The sequence below is a fragment of the Mesorhizobium sp. M7D.F.Ca.US.004.01.2.1 genome (assembly GCF_003997785.1).
GTDB classification, from domain to species: domain Bacteria; phylum Pseudomonadota; class Alphaproteobacteria; order Rhizobiales; family Rhizobiaceae; genus Mesorhizobium; species Mesorhizobium loti.
Genome location: NZ_RZRQ01000152.1, coordinates 1 through 14,119 on the forward strand (window position 1 = coordinate 1; position 14,119 = coordinate 14,119).

Here is a 14,119-nt window from a genome sequence, read left to right on the forward strand (position 1 = left end):
GGTCAAGGATATCAAGGCCCTCGCGCAGAAGAAATTCCGCGACCAGCGGATTGGCGAGGCTGGTGACTTCCTTAACCTGGCCGGGTGCGCCTGCGTGCCGCTCGTTCATTCAGGCCACCCAACGCGAAAACAATGAGGTCGAAAGCGCCCGGCCGGCGGACTTTTCGCGGATGATCAACTCACCCGATTCGATCTTGCCGCCCATGCCGGCAAAGGTGTCGCGCATCAAGGCATGGATGGCGAAGAAGGAGGCGCGGATCGAATAGGCGGTCAGCACCACGGCAAGCGGTTTCGGCGTCAGGATCGCGCGGCAGAGATCGGTCAAAGCAGGCAGGTCCTCGAATAATTGCCAGACCTCGCCCTTGGGGCCGCGGCCATAGGCCGGCGGGTCGAACAGGATGATGTCATAGCGGCTACCCCGGCGCTCCTCTCGCTCGGCAAATTTCACCGCGTCGTCGACGATCCAGCGGATCGGCTTGCTGCCGAGCCCGGCCATTTCCTGGTTTTCACGGGCCCAGCCGATCGCTTTCTTCGAGGCATCGACATGGGTGACCTCGGCGCCGGCGCGGGCCGCCACCAAGGAAGCAAGACCGGTATAGCCGAACAGGTTCAGCACCTTGACCGGCCGCTTCGCCGCCGCGATCAGCCCGGCCATGTGGTCCCAGTGCGAGGCCTGCTCGGGAAAGACGCCAACATGGCGAAACGAGGTGAAACGGCCGAGATAGTCGATGCCGTCATGCTTCATCGGCCAGGTCTCGCCGAGCGGCACCTTGGGGAAACGCCAGCGGCCGATGCCTTCCTCGTCGGTGTCGCCGGTGAAGACGGCGTCGGCGCGCTCCCATTCTTTTACCGGCAAGGCCTTTTGCCAGATCGCCTGGCCCTCGGGCCGCACGATCCGGTAAGGGCCGTATTGTTCGAGCTTCTGCCCGGCGCCGCTGTCGAGCAGCGCATAATCTGCATTGGGCGCGACTTCCAGGATCACCGGAAGCTGCTCGCTGGGTAGGGCGCCTTCGCGGCGGGCCAGGACGCGCGGCCCCGATTTCGGCTCGGAACGGTCGTCCGCCTTCTCCTCATGCCGCTCGCGCGGTTGCGCGTCCGGTCTGGCGGGAACGGGTCCCGTGCGCGGACGTGATGCGTCCGCCGCACCCTTTGCGGATGGATGCGGACGGTTGTCGCGGCGTTTGTCGCGAAAAGACTTCAAGCGGGGGCAACTCCGAGCGGCGTGGCCGCTTTTGACATAGGGCAACCGGCTTCGCAACCAAGTCCGACATGTAGGCCTTCCCGGTTTATGTCGGCCGGCGATGGACCAATGTCAAAGAAACAGGCAAATCTGCTGGATGTCCCGCTCCGAACGCCTGCTCGACCTCATCCAATGCCTGCGCCGGCACCGCCGGCCGGTGAGCGGGCACACGCTTGCCGACGAGATGGGCGTTTCGATCCGCACACTCTACCGCGACATCGCAACGCTGCAGGGCCAGGGTGCGCCGATCGAGGGTGAGGCGGGGCTGGGTTATGTGCTCAAGCCCGGCTTCATGCTGCCGCCGCTGATGTTCAGCGACGAGGAGATCGAAGCCATCGTGCTCGGCTCGCGCTGGGTCGCCAAGCAGCCGGACCAGCGCCTCTCGGCCGCCGCCACCAACGCGTTGGCCAAGATCGCCGCCGTGCTGCCGGACGATCTGCGCGAGGATCTTGATGCGAGTACACTGCTGGTCGGCCCTCCCGCCGCGGCCATCGAGGGCATCGACCTTGGTCTGGTGCGGCAGGCCATCCGCAACGAGCGCAAGCTCGGCTTTCTATACCGTGATGCTGGCGGCGCCGCGTCCGAACGTGTGGTCTGGCCGTTCGCGCTGGGGTTCTTCGATAAGGTGCGGGTGGTGGTGGCGTGGTGCGAGATGCGGCAGGATTTCCGGCATTTTCGCGCCGACCGCATCGCCGAACTCCAAACAACAGACGCACGCTATCCGCGCCGTCGCCAGGCACTGCTCAAGGAATGGCGGGCGACGCTCGACAAGTCGCGCGGCTCGTGATGGCTACTGCCAGAATCTGACAGTAGCCTATCTTATGGTCGCCAAGTCGAAACACCGAACCTTGGAGAGCAGACATGACCGCCCCGAATTTCGTCATCCTCTACGTCGACCAGCCGCAGCAGAGCGGTGCCTTCTACAGCGCGCTGCTCGGCCGTGAGCCGGTCGAAAGTTCGCCGACCTTCGTGCTGTTCGTTCTCGACAACGGCTTCAAGCTTGGCCTCTGGTCGCGTCACACGGTCGAGCCGGCGGCTGCCGCGGCAGGCGGTGGCGCCGAAATCGTCTTTGCGCTGGATACGCCCGATGCGGTCGATGCCACCCATGCGGATTGGTCCGGGCGCGGGCTGAAGATCCTGCAGACGCCGACCGACATGGATTTCGGCCGCACTTTTGTCGCGCTCGATCCCGACAATCATCGCCTGCGCATCTACTGGCTGTCCGACGGCGAACAAGCCAATGGGGAACAGAAATGAGTGTACACTGGATCGCAGTGGCGTCGGCCGAGCACGTCCGGCGCGGCCGTCAGGGCGGCTTCATGCAGGTCAACCACGGCAAGGCGGCACCACTGCGTCGCGTCAAGCCCGGCGATGGCATCGTCTATTATTCGGCGACCACCATTTTGGGCGAGAAAGACGGACTGCAGGCCTTCACGGCGATCGGCACGGTGCGGGAAGGCGAACCCTATCAGGGTGATATGGGTGGCGGCTTCACGCCGTTTCGCCGCGATGTCGAGTGGGCGAAGGCCGAGGAAACGCCGATCAAGCCGCTGCTCGACAGGCTGCACTTCACCGCCGGCAAGTCGAACTGGGGCTATCAGCTTCGCTTTGGCCTTTTCGAAATCGGGGATCACGATTTTCGTGCGATCGCCGAGGCGATGGGCGCCAAAATGGGCGCAACAGCAAACTAGGCCGTGCGCGCCTTATAGACGGCAATGCCGGCGGCAAGGTCCTCGAGCGCTGCGCCGACCGACTTGAATAGCGTAATCTCAGCGGCGCTCTCGCGGCCCTTCTTCTGGCCGCGCGCCAATTCGTGCAGATCGGCCACGATGGCTTCCGGCTTCAGCACGCCGGAGGCCAGTGGCTGGACGATGTCGCCAGCCTCCTTGGTGGCGCCGGCGCGGGTGTCGACATAGACGCGGGCGAGCCTGATCGCGTCGTCATCGCTTTCGCGCATCGTCGGCGTAAAGCCGCCGACCAGATCGACATGGGTTCCCGGCCGCAACAATGCGCCCTTGATCAGCGGTGTCGTCGTGATCGTCGCCGAGGAGACGATGTCGGCCCGCCCAAGCTCGGCATCGAGATCACTTGCCGCGCTGGCAGCGAAGCCTTCGGTGCGCAGATCGGCGGCGACCTTCTCGGCATTGGCCGGGGTGCGGTTCCAGATGCGGATGGTCCTGATCGGCCGCATGGCTGAGTGCGCCTTGGCGAGGAAGGGTGACAGCGCGCCGGCGCCGACCACAAGCAGCCGCGAGGCATCGTCGCGGGCGAGATAGGAGGCCGCGAGCGCCGAAGCGCAGGCGGTGCGCCACTGGGTCAGCCGCTGGCCGTCGATCAAGGCCTCGGGTTCGCCGGTGGCGCCATTGAGCAGGAGGTAGAGCCCCATCACCGCGGGCTTGCCGATGGCGTTGTTGTCGGGAGAGACGGTGACGATCTTGACACCGACGTGACCACCAGCCGACGTGCCGGCTGCGTTGAGGTCGGTCCAGGCCGGCATCAAAAGCAGGGTGGAGGCCGCACCATCGGGCCGCTCGATCGTATGATGGTGCCTGACCGGCTGCACCGCTCCGTCGCGAAACGCCGTGCGCAGCGTCTCGACCAGTCCGGGAAAGGTCAGCGCATGGTCGACCTCTGCGGCCGAAATGGTCAACATGAAAAACTCCGTGGGGACAAAGCCGCCGACCGGCGGTTCAAGTGGTCGGCTTCGGCAATGCCGATCCTTGGGCGGACCCTTGGGTCGACCCCTGGGCCGGGCTTTGCGGTGCCGCCGGCGCACGGCTGACCGCCTGGCGCAGGTTCTCAGCCTCGACGCCGCGCTGGCGCGCCAGCTTGCGGTAGCGGCCCTGCTTGACCCAGGTTGCCAGGCTGCCGACGATCATGCCGATGGCGAGCGCCAGGAACAGGAAGATGAACAGCGGCAAAGTCACCGTCAGCTTCGGATTGCCAGGGTTGAACGGATCCAGCGTGAAGGCGACCAGTTCGCGGTTGGCAACGGCGAGTGCGATCAGGATGATCGCCAACGGCACGAAGATCACGATGAGAATGAAGCGATTGAACATGATGTTTTCCGTCGGAAGCTGGCCTGTCCGGAAGGCCGTCTGGCGCTGACGCGCCTACTTGCCGCCGTTCAGCCTTTCACGCAATTCCTTGCCGGTCTTGAAGAACGGCACCCATTTCTCCTCGACCTCGACGGATTCGCCGGTGCGCGGATTGCGGCCGGTGCGGGCGGGACGGTTTTTCACCGAAAAAGCGCCGAAGCCACGCAGTTCGACCCGGTTGCCCTCGGCAAGGGCGTCGGTGATTTCATCGAAGATCGCGCCGACGATGTTTTCGACGTCGCGCAGGAAAAGATGCGGATTGCGCGTGGCAATAATCTGCACAAGTTCGGACTTGATCATGAGACGGGTCCCCGTGAAAGCAGTGCGGTCAAAATTATGAGGATGATTTTATTTGCTTTTTTCACTTGCCCCAAACGGCAGCTCAAGGGTGCCAGACGGAAACGAGACCGTCAAGAAACAAGCGGTCGGCACCGAGTTCATGGATGATGTCGCCGCTGTAGGCCGGCAGGCCGAGCGCACTGCCGATCGTTTGCGCCATCGCTTTGGAGAACAGGAAGCCGCCGCCCCGTTCAGTGTCCTTCCATTCGACGACCTTGAGTTTGGCATCGACGCCCTTGGTCGCCAGCCAGTCGACCGCTTCGGTCTCGCCGCCGACGGCGTCGATCAGTCCGTTGGCAACGCCCTGGCGACCGGTGAAGATCGAACCGTCGGCAAGCGCCAGCGCTTGCTCGCGGGTCATCTTGCGGCGCTCGGCAACGATGCCGACGAACCAGTCGTAGCTGTCGAGGATGAGCTTGCGGACCATGGCGCGCTCGTCGTCATTGGTCGGCTTGAAGGGAGAGGGTGCGGCCTTCAGCGGCGAGGATTTCACTTCCTCCAGCTTGACGCCGAGCTTGTCCATCAGGCCGCTGACGTCGGGATACTGAATCAGCACGCCGATTGAGCCGACGATCGAGGTCTTGCGCGCAACGATGTGATCGGCGGCACTGGCGATCATATAGCCCGCCGATGCGGCGAGCGTGCCGACTTCCGCCACCACCGGCTTGTCGGCAGCCAGCTTGCGCACCTCTTCGTAGATCGATTCACCGCCGACCGTGGTGCCCCCAGGCGAATCGATCGACAGGATCACGGCTTTCACCTTCGACGACAGGCGGATGGTTTCCAGCCGCTTGATCAGTTCCTCGTCCTCGGTGATCGTGCCTTCGATCTTGACCTTGGCGATATGGTCGACCGTCGAGCCGCCGAAATCGTCGTTGTAGAACCAGGCTGAAAGCGCAATCACCCCAAGGGCAACGATGCCGATGGCGACGACGCGCCAGAATGTCAGCTTGCGCCGCAAACGGCGGCGGTCGATCAGGTCGTCGGCTCTCAGTGCCATGGTCAGCCTTTCAGTCGGCGGGAGGAGACGCTTTTAGACCATGATCCTCCCATCTGGAAGCAGTTCTCTTTCCCGGCAGTGTTTGAAATTTGCGGAAACGCCCGATTCTTGGCCGAGTTGTGCAAACGCCGTATATATCGGCAAAAGGCATAGGAGACGTCATGATCGCCAAACACACAACCGCCGAAGATATGGCTCGAACTGTAGGCGTCGACCCGAACACATTCCGCGAAGCGTTGCGTAACGCGAAGCACCCTCGGAAACGCAACACTGATTGGGAAGTGAAAATTGGCAGCCCATCGTATTCGGGAATGCGCACCGTTCTGGTTGGTCTCATACAGCGGAAGGTGGCCTGACGCTGACCGGATCCAAGGCCAGAAAGCGCCCCGCCGACGTGATCGGCAACGCCGTTTGGCACCATGCGCATTGCCAACATCAAGTCGCCGGCCAACGCGCTTGTCTGGTTTCAAATTTCAAACTGAGACACTACCTCTTTCCCACACGATGGGACAATCGGCGCGGATGGTCGAGATAGCCATGCCGCATACACGATCGACCGGGCCGGCCAGGCGGGCATCCGACATCTCCCCTCACGTATTTGCGCAGTCACCGCGAGGTCGGGCGGGAGACAGACAGCTGATAAATTTTACCCCGCGTGTCTGTTTCTGCTATGAAGAACGGCCAGTTGTGCGGATCTGGGTTTCATCTGTACAAATGCGGCTGTCACATTTTTGCAGTTTTCCTGGGCTTGTGCTTGCTTGAAGGCGCCGGCGTCCCACCTATAGGCGGTGCTCCCGGGTGGGCAGGGGTTTAGAAGAAAGCAGTGAATGTTAGCGCGACCGAATGAACCGACCAGCGCCGAGATGGAGTTGGTCCCCCAGGCGGACGGCCGGACGCGTGGCGACGCGTTCGACCGCGCGCAACGTCATTCGCGCCGTGTGCGCATTCTCAAGTTTGCCGTGCCACTGGCTGCGGCCCTGATCGCCATCGCTTTCCCGGTCTATTCCTATCTGGCCGCACCCGTCTCCGTGAAGGTTCAGGCGGAAGGCACCGCCTTTTCCAACGGCAAGCTGGTGATGGCCAATCCCAAGCTCAACGGTTTCACCAAGCAGAAACAGCCCTATTCGATGACGGCGTTGCGCGCCATTCAGGATGTCAGCACGCAAGGTATCATCGAACTGGAAGGCATCGACGCCAAGGTGCCGATCGCGCCCGACAATGTGGCGGCGGTCAAGGCCTCGCACGGCACCTACGATCGCGACGGCAATACGATGAACCTGACCAGCGACGTGACGATCACCACAACCGACGGCATGCAGGCCAAGTTCAAATCGGTCTTCCTCGACATGGGCAAAGGCACTATGAAGACGGGAGATCCCGTCGATGTCAGCCGTGGCGGGTCGCGGATCACGGCGGATTCGATGTCGGTCCAGGACAATGGCAAGATTCTGGTCTTCGAGAACAAAGTGCGCGTCAACATCGATTCCGCCGCCTTGAAGACGGCAGAGGGAAACAGCGGAGAAACCAATGCGGCTCAGTAGTTCGACGCGGCTCGCGGCTGCAACTTCAGCGTTGCTGCTGCTCGGACTTGTGCCGTCATTGGCGCAGACCACCAGCCAATCAGGCCTCAAACTGTCCGGCGACAAGCCGATCCAGATCGAGAGCGACAAGCTGGAGGTCCGCCAAGCCGACAGTGTCGCCATCTTCACGGGCAATGTCAGCGTCGTCCAGGGGCCGACATTGATGAAGGCCGGCAAGATGATGGTCTATTACGTCAAGGACCCCAACGCCGGCGCCAAGGGCGCGGAAGCGGCTGGCGCGGCAGCCATGACCGGCTCGGCCAACATCGATCACCTGGAGATTTCCGACAAGGTTTACATCAAGTCGGATGCGCAGGTCGCGACCGGCGATCAAGGCAGCTTCGATATGAAGAGCCAGGTGCTGGTGCTTTCGGGCAAAAAGGTCGTTCTGTCGCAGAACGACAACGTCTTGGTCGGCTGCAAGCTCGTCGTGCAGATGAAAACCGGGCTGGCCCAGGTTGATCCATGCGCTGGGCAACGCGTCCAGATGTCGATCACGCCGCCGCCGAAATCGGGAGCGACGAACCCCTGATGGCCAGCTTGTCGTCGCTGACGGCGCGTCTTCCGGGACGGGCCGCCGGCAAGATTTCGGCGCCGGCCACGGTGACCGTCGATGCGGTAAAGTTCAAGGGAACCCTGATCGCCAAGGGTTTGACCAAGAGCTACAAGGGCCGCAAGGTCGTCAGCGGTGTCACCATCGGCGTGCGTGCCGGCGAGGCCGTCGGATTGCTTGGCCCCAATGGCGCCGGCAAGACGACCTGTTTCTACATGGTTACCGGCCTGGTGCCGGTGGATGAAGGCACGATCGAGATCGACGGCTTCGATGTCACCTCGATGCCGATGTACCGTCGAGCACGCCTCGGTATCGGCTATCTGCCGCAGGAAGCGTCGATTTTCCGTGGCCTCAATGTCGAGCAGAATATCCGTGCCGTGCTGGAAGTGGTCGAAAAGGACCGCAAGGTGCGCGAGCGCAATCTCGACGAACTGCTCGAGGAATTCCACATCAGCCATCTTCGCAAGGCGCCATCCATGTCGCTTTCCGGCGGCGAGCGGCGACGCCTGGAAATCGCGCGTGCGCTGGCGACGCGTCCGGCCTACATGCTGCTCGACGAGCCTTTTGCCGGCATTGATCCGATCGCCGTCGCCGACATCCAGCAATTGGTGCGCCACTTGACGGCGCGGGGCATCGGCGTGCTCATCACCGATCACAATGTGCGCGAAACGCTTGGCCTGATCGACCGCGCCTACATTATCCATGCCGGCCAGGTGTTGACCCATGGAAGGGCCGACGAAGTGGTGGCAAACCCGGATGTGCGGCGGCTTTACCTCGGCGAGGGTTTTACGCTCTGAGCGGTTCGTCGTTTAACGGAAACGCCAAACCGCTCTGTCTTTTCGTCTTGACGCAATTCCCAAGGGAAAGCGCTATGCGCTTTTCCCGGGAAAACCGTCTCTCACTTTTCCTGGAATTGCTCTGAGCGTGAAATTTGTTTCCTGACACGATTTTTGCGGTTCGCCCGGCTCTCTTTCCTCGATTTTACTCCGAGATAACGCTCCGGTAAGCGGGTTTTGCTAGCAATTGCCTTGACAAGCAAAAGCTGGGCCAGTTTCTATGGCCGGCTGCAAAACTCTCTTCCGGAAGTCCGGATGCGTAGACGAGGCGTTTGAAACCGAACCATGGCGTTGGCGGCCAAACTACAGCTACGACAATCGCAGTCGCTGGTGATGACGCCGCAGCTGATGCAGTCGATTCGGCTGCTGCAGTTCACCCATGTCGAGCTCGAGCATTTCATCGACGAGGAAATCGAGCGCAATCCGCTGCTGGAGCGCGCCGAACCGCAGGACGATGCCGCCGGCGACCAGGCGCAGAAGATCGAGGCGGAGCCGCAAACCACCACTGACGGCGACTCGTTCGAAAACGAGACGCAGTGGAGCGCCGAGGCGATCTCGGACAAGCCCGACACGTCGCTGGAAAACCTGTTTCCCGACGATCCGGGCACCAGTGAGCGGCTCGGTCCGGACCTGACGGCGCAATGGAAATCGGCTTCCGGAAATGGCGCGAGTTCCTCATCCGAGGGTTTTGACGCCGGCGACATGGCGGCTGCGGCGATCACGCTGCGTGACCATGTCGGCGAACAGGTCGCGCTCGCCTTCGCCGACCCCGCCGCGCGGCTGATCGCCGCCGACCTCGCCGACGGCCTCGACGAAAGCGGCTATTTGCGCGCCGACATGGCCGAGATCGCTGCTCGTCTCGGTACGGACGCCGCCGCGGTGGGTAAGGTGCTGGCTGTGTGCCAGACTTTCGAACCGGCCGGCCTGTTCGCCCGGGACCTCGCCGAATGCCTGTCGCTGCAGCTTGCCGTGCGGGACCGGCTCGATCCGGCAATGAAGGCGCTGATCGCCAATCTCGAACTGCTGGGACGGCGCGATTTCCACGCATTGAAACGGATCTGCGGTGTCGACGAGGAGGACCTGCTCGACATGCTGGCCGAGATCCGGGCACTCGATCCCCGGCCGGGGATGGCGTTTTCGGGCGGCGCCAGCGACGCGATCGTCGCCGATGTCGAGGTGCGTGCGGCCAATGACGGCAGTTGGACGGTCGAACTCAATGCCGAAACGCTGCCGCGCGTTTTGGTCGACCATATCTATTTCGCCCAGGTCTCGCCGCAGGCGAAGAACCAGGCGGAAAAGGATTTTCTGGCCGAATGCCTGCAGAACGCCAACTGGCTGACGCGCAGCCTCGACCAGCGGGCGAAGACCATCCTCAAGGTCGCCTCGGAAATCGTTCGCCAGCAGGACGCCTTCCTCGTCCATGGCGTGCGCCAGCTGAAACCGCTCAACCTGCGCACGGTGGCCGATGCCATCGGCATGCACGAATCGACGGTCAGCCGGGTCACCGCGAACAAATATATGCTGACGCCGCGCGGCGTGTTCGAGCTTCGTTACTTCTTCACCGCCTCGATCGCTGCGTCGGGCGGCGGCGACGCGCATTCCTCGGAAGCGGTGCGCGATCGCATCAAGCAGTTGATCGATGAGGAAAAACCGGTCGACGTGCTTTCCGACGATGCGATCGTCGACATGTTGCGCGAGAGTGGCGTCGATATTGCTAGGCGTACGGTCGCCAAGTACCGGGAAGGCATGAATATTCCCTCCTCGGTGCAGCGCCGGCGCGAGAAACGGGCGCTGGCCAGCGCCGGGCGCTGAGGCGGTCCGATTTTCCACAGGCCCGCACTTCATTGACAAGCCGCGGTGAAGTGGCTAGAAGCCCGCCCGCATGAGACGGGCTAGATGCCTGCATGCGGATGGTCCGTCACGACGTTGGCCTCGGGACGGTCAAAGGGCGGCTTGTGATCAACCGGAAAGTTCGGATTTAAAATCGGCGCGAGTGACGCCGCAAAGCTTGTGCGCACGGATCACGAGTATAAACTCGGGCCAGTTTGAAGCCTGAGCAAGGAAGGTCAGTTTTCAGATGAATCTGCGCATATCGGGAAAACACATGGATATCGGCGATGCGTTTCGTACACGCATCAACGATCGTGTCGGCGAAGCGATCGGCAAATATTTCGATCGCGGCTTTGCCGGACACGTCACGGTCATCAAATCGGGCTCGCGCTACTCGGCGGATTGCATGATCCGGCTGGATTCCGGCGCTTCGCTGCAGGCCACCGGCGATGCCCAGGATCCGACGCTTGCCTTTGAGGCGGCGGCGGATCGTCTGGAGACCCGGCTGCGGCGTTACAAGCGCCGGCTGAAATCACACAATTCGGGCGCCGCCAATGGCGAACCGACCGACATTGCCTATACGGTGATGGCGCCGCTTGCCGATGACGACGAGGACATTCCGGAGAATTTCGCCCCCGCCATCGTCGCCGAATCAACCATGACGCTGAAGACCATGTCGGTGGCGTCGGCGGTCATCGAGCTCGACACCAAGGACAGCCCGGTCTTCGTCTTCCGCAACGCCGGAAACGACCATCTCAACATCGTCTATCGCCGGCCCGATGGAAACATCGGCTGGATCGACCCGTCCACGACCAAGGTCGCACAAGCGTGACGACAACAGTCGCACGGGCGTGACGACAGGAGTCGCACGGGGATAAAAGCCGGCCGCACGAGGGTGAGGACTGGTGACGGCAGGCGAACAAGGGATTTTCAAGCATGGATCTGAGCGATCTTATCAACGTTCCGGCGATATTGCCGGCGTTGAAGGCGAACTCCAAGAAGCAGCTGCTGCAATTGCTGTCCGAACGGGCAGCTGCGATTTCGGGCATTCCGGAGCGGGAAGTGTTCGACACCATCCTGCAGCGTGAGCGGCTGGGCTCGACCGGCGTCGGCAACGGCATCGCCATTCCGCACGGCAAGCTGGCCGGCGTGAAGCGCATCGCCGGGGTTTTCGCCCGACTGGAGACGCCTGTCGATTTCGAATCGCTGGACGATCAACCGGTCGATCTGGTGTTTCTGCTGCTGGCGCCGGAAGGGGCGGGCGCCGACCATCTCAAGGCTTTGTCGCGCATCGCGCGGGTGCTGCGCGACGCCGACACGGTGGCCAAGATCAGGGGTACGCGCGACGCCGCGGCGATCCATGCGCTGCTGTCAGACACCCAGGCCTCGCACGCGGCCTGATATTATCTGTTTTTACGCAATTCCGGACGGAAAACCGTTACACACTTTTCCTGGAATTGCTTTGAATTGAGGCGACCTCAAGGGCCGCCATGGGCGGCCCTTTCCGTTTCAGCGGAAATTGCTGTCAGTGAATGGCGACCGTGGTCAGGTCGTTTTCCATGGCGCCGGCCAAAGCGCGGTCACGCGCGTCGGAAAGCAGGATCGGCTGGCCATTGGCGGCAAACAGCGCCCACAGTTCCATGCCGGGAGCGATTTCGCCGAGATTCGGGAAACGGCCGAGCAATTCGTCGCTCGAGACCTTTCTGAGATAAGCGACCGAGCCCTCGCCGAGATGGGCGAATTCGCCATTGGTCATGGTGATATTTTCAGTTCTGGTCATTTCAAAGCCTCCTTGGCGCGAGGACGCCGCTCAAGGCCATCCCGCATGAGAGCCATCGGTAAAGATCAGTCTTTCACCGATATGTTTATTTTCCGTACCAGCCGTTCGGACTCCGGCCGATCGAGGTCGATCGACAAAAGGCCGTTCTTCAGCTCCGCCGCGATCACCCGCATGCCGTCGGCCAGCACGAAACAGCGCTGGAACTGGCGCGCGGCGATGCCGCGATGAAGAAATTCGCGCTCGGTGTCGTCGGTCTGACGGCCGCGCACGACCAGCTGGTTTTCCTCCGTGGTGACATCGAGATCGCTTTCGGCGAAACCGGCGACCGCCAATGTGATGCGCAACCTTTCGGTCTTGCCGTCGGCGCCGCTGAGACGTTCGATGTTGTAGGGAGGGTAGCTGTCACCGGACTTCGCCAAGCGTTCCAGGGTCTTTTCCATGGCGTCGAAACCAAGGAGAAGCGGGCTGGAAAAGGGCGTCATTCGGCTCATGTTACACTGTCCTCTCAAGAGCGACATAAAGTGGAAAAACCCAGATGGCATTTTTCCCGATGGTCTTGATATGGTCCGCCCCGCGACCAAGTTCAAGCCGTCAAAAGACCCGCCCAAAAAGACCAGGTCGTGGACTCACAGGAATGATCGACATGGCGCTTGAAACGGCAAGCAGATGCAAGGAGAAGCGCGCAGGTCGGGATTGTCTTCCCCGGTCGAGCGGTTCGACATCGCAGCTCGCTGCCGCCTCGGCGTCATTTGGATGTTTCGATCAGATTCATTCAGGTCTACGGCCTCGCCAAACAAGGAATTGAAATGCCCCAATCACGCAAGATCATCATCGACACGGATCCCGGCCAGGATGATGCCGTCGCCATTTTGCTGGCGCTCGGCAGCGCCGAACTGGAGATCGTCGGCATCACAGCGGTTGCCGGCAACGTGCCGCTGAAGCTTACCGAAAAGAATGCCCGCAAGATCTGCGAGCTGGCCGGCCGGCCTGATATCAAGGTCTATGCCGGCGCCATTCGACCTCTGATGCGCGAACTGGTCACTGCCGAGGAAGTGCACGGCAAGACCGGCCTCAACGGGCCGCAATTGCCCGAACCAAAGATGAAGCTGCAGGACCAATACGCGGTCGATTTCATCGTCGAGACGCTGATGACGGAAGAGAGCGGCACGATCACGCTCTGCGCGCTCGGGCCGCTCACCAACATTGCGCTGGCGCTGATCCGCGAGCCGCGCATCGCACCGCGCATCAAGGAAATCGTGCTGATGGGCGGCGGCTTCTTCGAAGGCGGCAATGTCACCCCGACCGCCGAATTCAACATCTACGTCGACCCGCAGGCCGCCGATGTCGTGTTCAAATCCGGCATTCCGATCGTGATGATGCCGCTCGACGTCACCCACAAGGCGCTGACCACCGCAAAGCGTACGCAGGCCTTCCGCGCGCTCGGCACCAAGGTCGGCAACGCCACCGCAGAGATGCTGGAATTCTTCGAGCGCTTCGACGAGGAGAAGTACGGCACCGACGGCGGGCCGCTGCACGACCCCTGCGTCATCGCCTATCTGTTGAAGCCGGATCTGTTCAAGGGCCGCAACTGCAATGTCAGCGTGGAAACCAATTCGGAACTGACCATGGGCATGACCGTGATCGACTGGTGGGGTGTCACCAAGCGGCCGAAGAACGCCATGGTGATGCGCGACATCGACCATGATGGCTTCTTCGCGCTGCTGGTCGAGAGGCTGGGGCGGCTGTGAGAGCTTCCTTCTCCCCGTTCACGGTAGGGCAATCGCATATGGATTCTTGCGAAGAGGGATCCCCACCCTAACCCTCCCCACAAGGGGGAGGGAACGCTGCCGCGGGCTCCTATTC

18 protein-coding genes are annotated in these 14,119 nt (G+C 62.0%); 11 read left to right on the top strand and 7 right to left on the bottom strand.

Features of this window, described 5'->3' with window-relative positions; all coding sequences use genetic code 11:
• Positions 1-109 precede the first annotated feature (109 nt).
• Positions 110-1,201 (bottom strand): class I SAM-dependent rRNA methyltransferase, encoded by a 1,092-nt coding sequence (locus tag EN993_RS20150; RefSeq protein ID WP_127264637.1) that lies wholly within the window; start codon positions 1,199-1,201, stop codon positions 110-112.
• A 136-nt stretch (positions 1,202-1,337) separates the two neighbouring features.
• On the opposite strand from EN993_RS20150, the gene EN993_RS20155 reads away from it, so the two are divergent.
• The 3 genes from EN993_RS20155 (at position 1,338) to EN993_RS20165 (ending at position 2,931) form a co-directional block, all read left to right on the top strand.
• On the top strand, positions 1,338-2,027 hold the full coding sequence (locus EN993_RS20155; protein WP_127264638.1) for a YafY family protein: 690 nt from the start codon (positions 1,338-1,340) through the stop codon (positions 2,025-2,027).
• 74 nt (positions 2,028-2,101) lie between these two features.
• Positions 2,102-2,497 carry a VOC family protein gene (locus EN993_RS20160; RefSeq protein WP_109658839.1) on the top strand — a complete coding sequence of 132 codons (396 nt, stop codon included), beginning with the start codon at positions 2,102-2,104 and terminating at the stop codon, positions 2,495-2,497.
• Positions 2,494-2,931 (top strand): EVE domain-containing protein, encoded by a 438-nt coding sequence (locus tag EN993_RS20165; protein ID WP_127264639.1) that lies wholly within the window; start codon positions 2,494-2,496, stop codon positions 2,929-2,931. Before EN993_RS20160 ends, EN993_RS20165 begins: the two co-directional genes overlap by 4 nt.
• Here EN993_RS20165 and EN993_RS20170 read toward each other — a convergent pair.
• The 4 genes from EN993_RS20170 to sppA all read right to left on the bottom strand — a co-directional run bounded on the left by EN993_RS20170 (position 2,928) and on the right by sppA (position 5,677).
• The gene (locus EN993_RS20170) at positions 2,928-3,893 is read right to left on the bottom strand and encodes an ornithine cyclodeaminase family protein (protein WP_109658841.1); all 966 of its coding nucleotides are present in this window, start codon (positions 3,891-3,893) and stop codon (positions 2,928-2,930) included. The two genes, EN993_RS20165 and EN993_RS20170, sit on opposite strands and share 4 nt — an antisense overlap.
• Positions 3,894-3,930: 37 nt before the next feature.
• The gene (locus tag EN993_RS20175) at positions 3,931-4,299 is read right to left on the bottom strand and encodes a LapA family protein (protein ID WP_127264640.1); all 369 of its coding nucleotides are present in this window, start codon (positions 4,297-4,299) and stop codon (positions 3,931-3,933) included.
• 54 nt (positions 4,300-4,353) lie between these two features.
• The gene (locus EN993_RS20180) at positions 4,354-4,638 is read right to left on the bottom strand and encodes an integration host factor subunit beta (RefSeq protein ID WP_006200394.1); all 285 of its coding nucleotides are present in this window, start codon (positions 4,636-4,638) and stop codon (positions 4,354-4,356) included.
• An 82-nt stretch (positions 4,639-4,720) separates the two neighbouring features.
• Positions 4,721-5,677, bottom strand: a complete 957-nt coding sequence (gene sppA, locus EN993_RS20185; RefSeq protein ID WP_126070531.1) for a signal peptide peptidase SppA — start codon at positions 5,675-5,677, stop codon at positions 4,721-4,723.
• 161 nt (positions 5,678-5,838) lie between these two features.
• On the opposite strand from sppA, the gene EN993_RS20190 reads away from it, so the two are divergent.
• The 7 genes from EN993_RS20190 to ptsN all read left to right on the top strand — a co-directional run bounded on the left by EN993_RS20190 (position 5,839) and on the right by ptsN (position 11,877).
• Entirely contained in the window at positions 5,839-6,033 is a 195-nt protein-coding gene (locus EN993_RS20190) for a hypothetical protein (RefSeq protein ID WP_126070530.1), read from the top strand.
• A 471-nt stretch (positions 6,034-6,504) separates the two neighbouring features.
• The gene (lptC, locus tag EN993_RS20195; protein ID WP_109658844.1) at positions 6,505-7,218 is read left to right on the top strand and encodes an LPS export ABC transporter periplasmic protein LptC; all 714 of its coding nucleotides are present in this window, start codon (positions 6,505-6,507) and stop codon (positions 7,216-7,218) included.
• The gene (locus tag EN993_RS20200; RefSeq protein ID WP_109658845.1) at positions 7,205-7,789 is read left to right on the top strand and encodes an LptA/OstA family protein; all 585 of its coding nucleotides are present in this window, start codon (positions 7,205-7,207) and stop codon (positions 7,787-7,789) included. Before lptC ends, EN993_RS20200 begins: the two co-directional genes overlap by 14 nt.
• Positions 7,789-8,607 (top strand): LPS export ABC transporter ATP-binding protein, encoded by an 819-nt coding sequence (lptB, locus tag EN993_RS20205; protein WP_127264641.1) that lies wholly within the window; start codon positions 7,789-7,791, stop codon positions 8,605-8,607. The genes EN993_RS20200 and lptB overlap by 1 nt, the downstream gene beginning before the upstream one ends.
• Before the next feature lie 324 nt (positions 8,608-8,931).
• Complete coding sequence (gene rpoN / locus EN993_RS20210; protein WP_127264642.1) at positions 8,932-10,458, top strand: RNA polymerase factor sigma-54; 1,527 nt, start codon at positions 8,932-8,934, stop codon at positions 10,456-10,458.
• A gap of 265 nt (positions 10,459-10,723) precedes the next feature.
• Positions 10,724-11,308, top strand: coding sequence for a ribosome-associated translation inhibitor RaiA (gene raiA, locus EN993_RS20215; protein ID WP_126070528.1), 585 nt, complete (start codon positions 10,724-10,726; stop codon positions 11,306-11,308).
• A 104-nt stretch (positions 11,309-11,412) separates the two neighbouring features.
• The gene (gene ptsN, locus EN993_RS20220; RefSeq protein WP_013529589.1) at positions 11,413-11,877 is read left to right on the top strand and encodes a PTS IIA-like nitrogen regulatory protein PtsN; all 465 of its coding nucleotides are present in this window, start codon (positions 11,413-11,415) and stop codon (positions 11,875-11,877) included.
• Between the two features lie 124 nt (positions 11,878-12,001).
• Here the strand turns inward: ptsN and EN993_RS20225 are convergent, their stop codons facing one another.
• The gene (locus tag EN993_RS20225) at positions 12,002-12,256 is read right to left on the bottom strand and encodes a DUF1150 family protein (RefSeq protein WP_023760740.1); all 255 of its coding nucleotides are present in this window, start codon (positions 12,254-12,256) and stop codon (positions 12,002-12,004) included.
• 65 nt (positions 12,257-12,321) lie between these two features.
• On the bottom strand, positions 12,322-12,747 hold the full coding sequence (locus EN993_RS20230; RefSeq protein ID WP_023760739.1) for an Hsp20 family protein: 426 nt from the start codon (positions 12,745-12,747) through the stop codon (positions 12,322-12,324).
• A 315-nt stretch (positions 12,748-13,062) separates the two neighbouring features.
• On the opposite strand from EN993_RS20230, the gene EN993_RS20235 reads away from it, so the two are divergent.
• The gene (locus tag EN993_RS20235; protein ID WP_109661145.1) at positions 13,063-14,004 is read left to right on the top strand and encodes a nucleoside hydrolase; all 942 of its coding nucleotides are present in this window, start codon (positions 13,063-13,065) and stop codon (positions 14,002-14,004) included.
• Positions 14,005-14,119 lie beyond the last annotated feature (115 nt).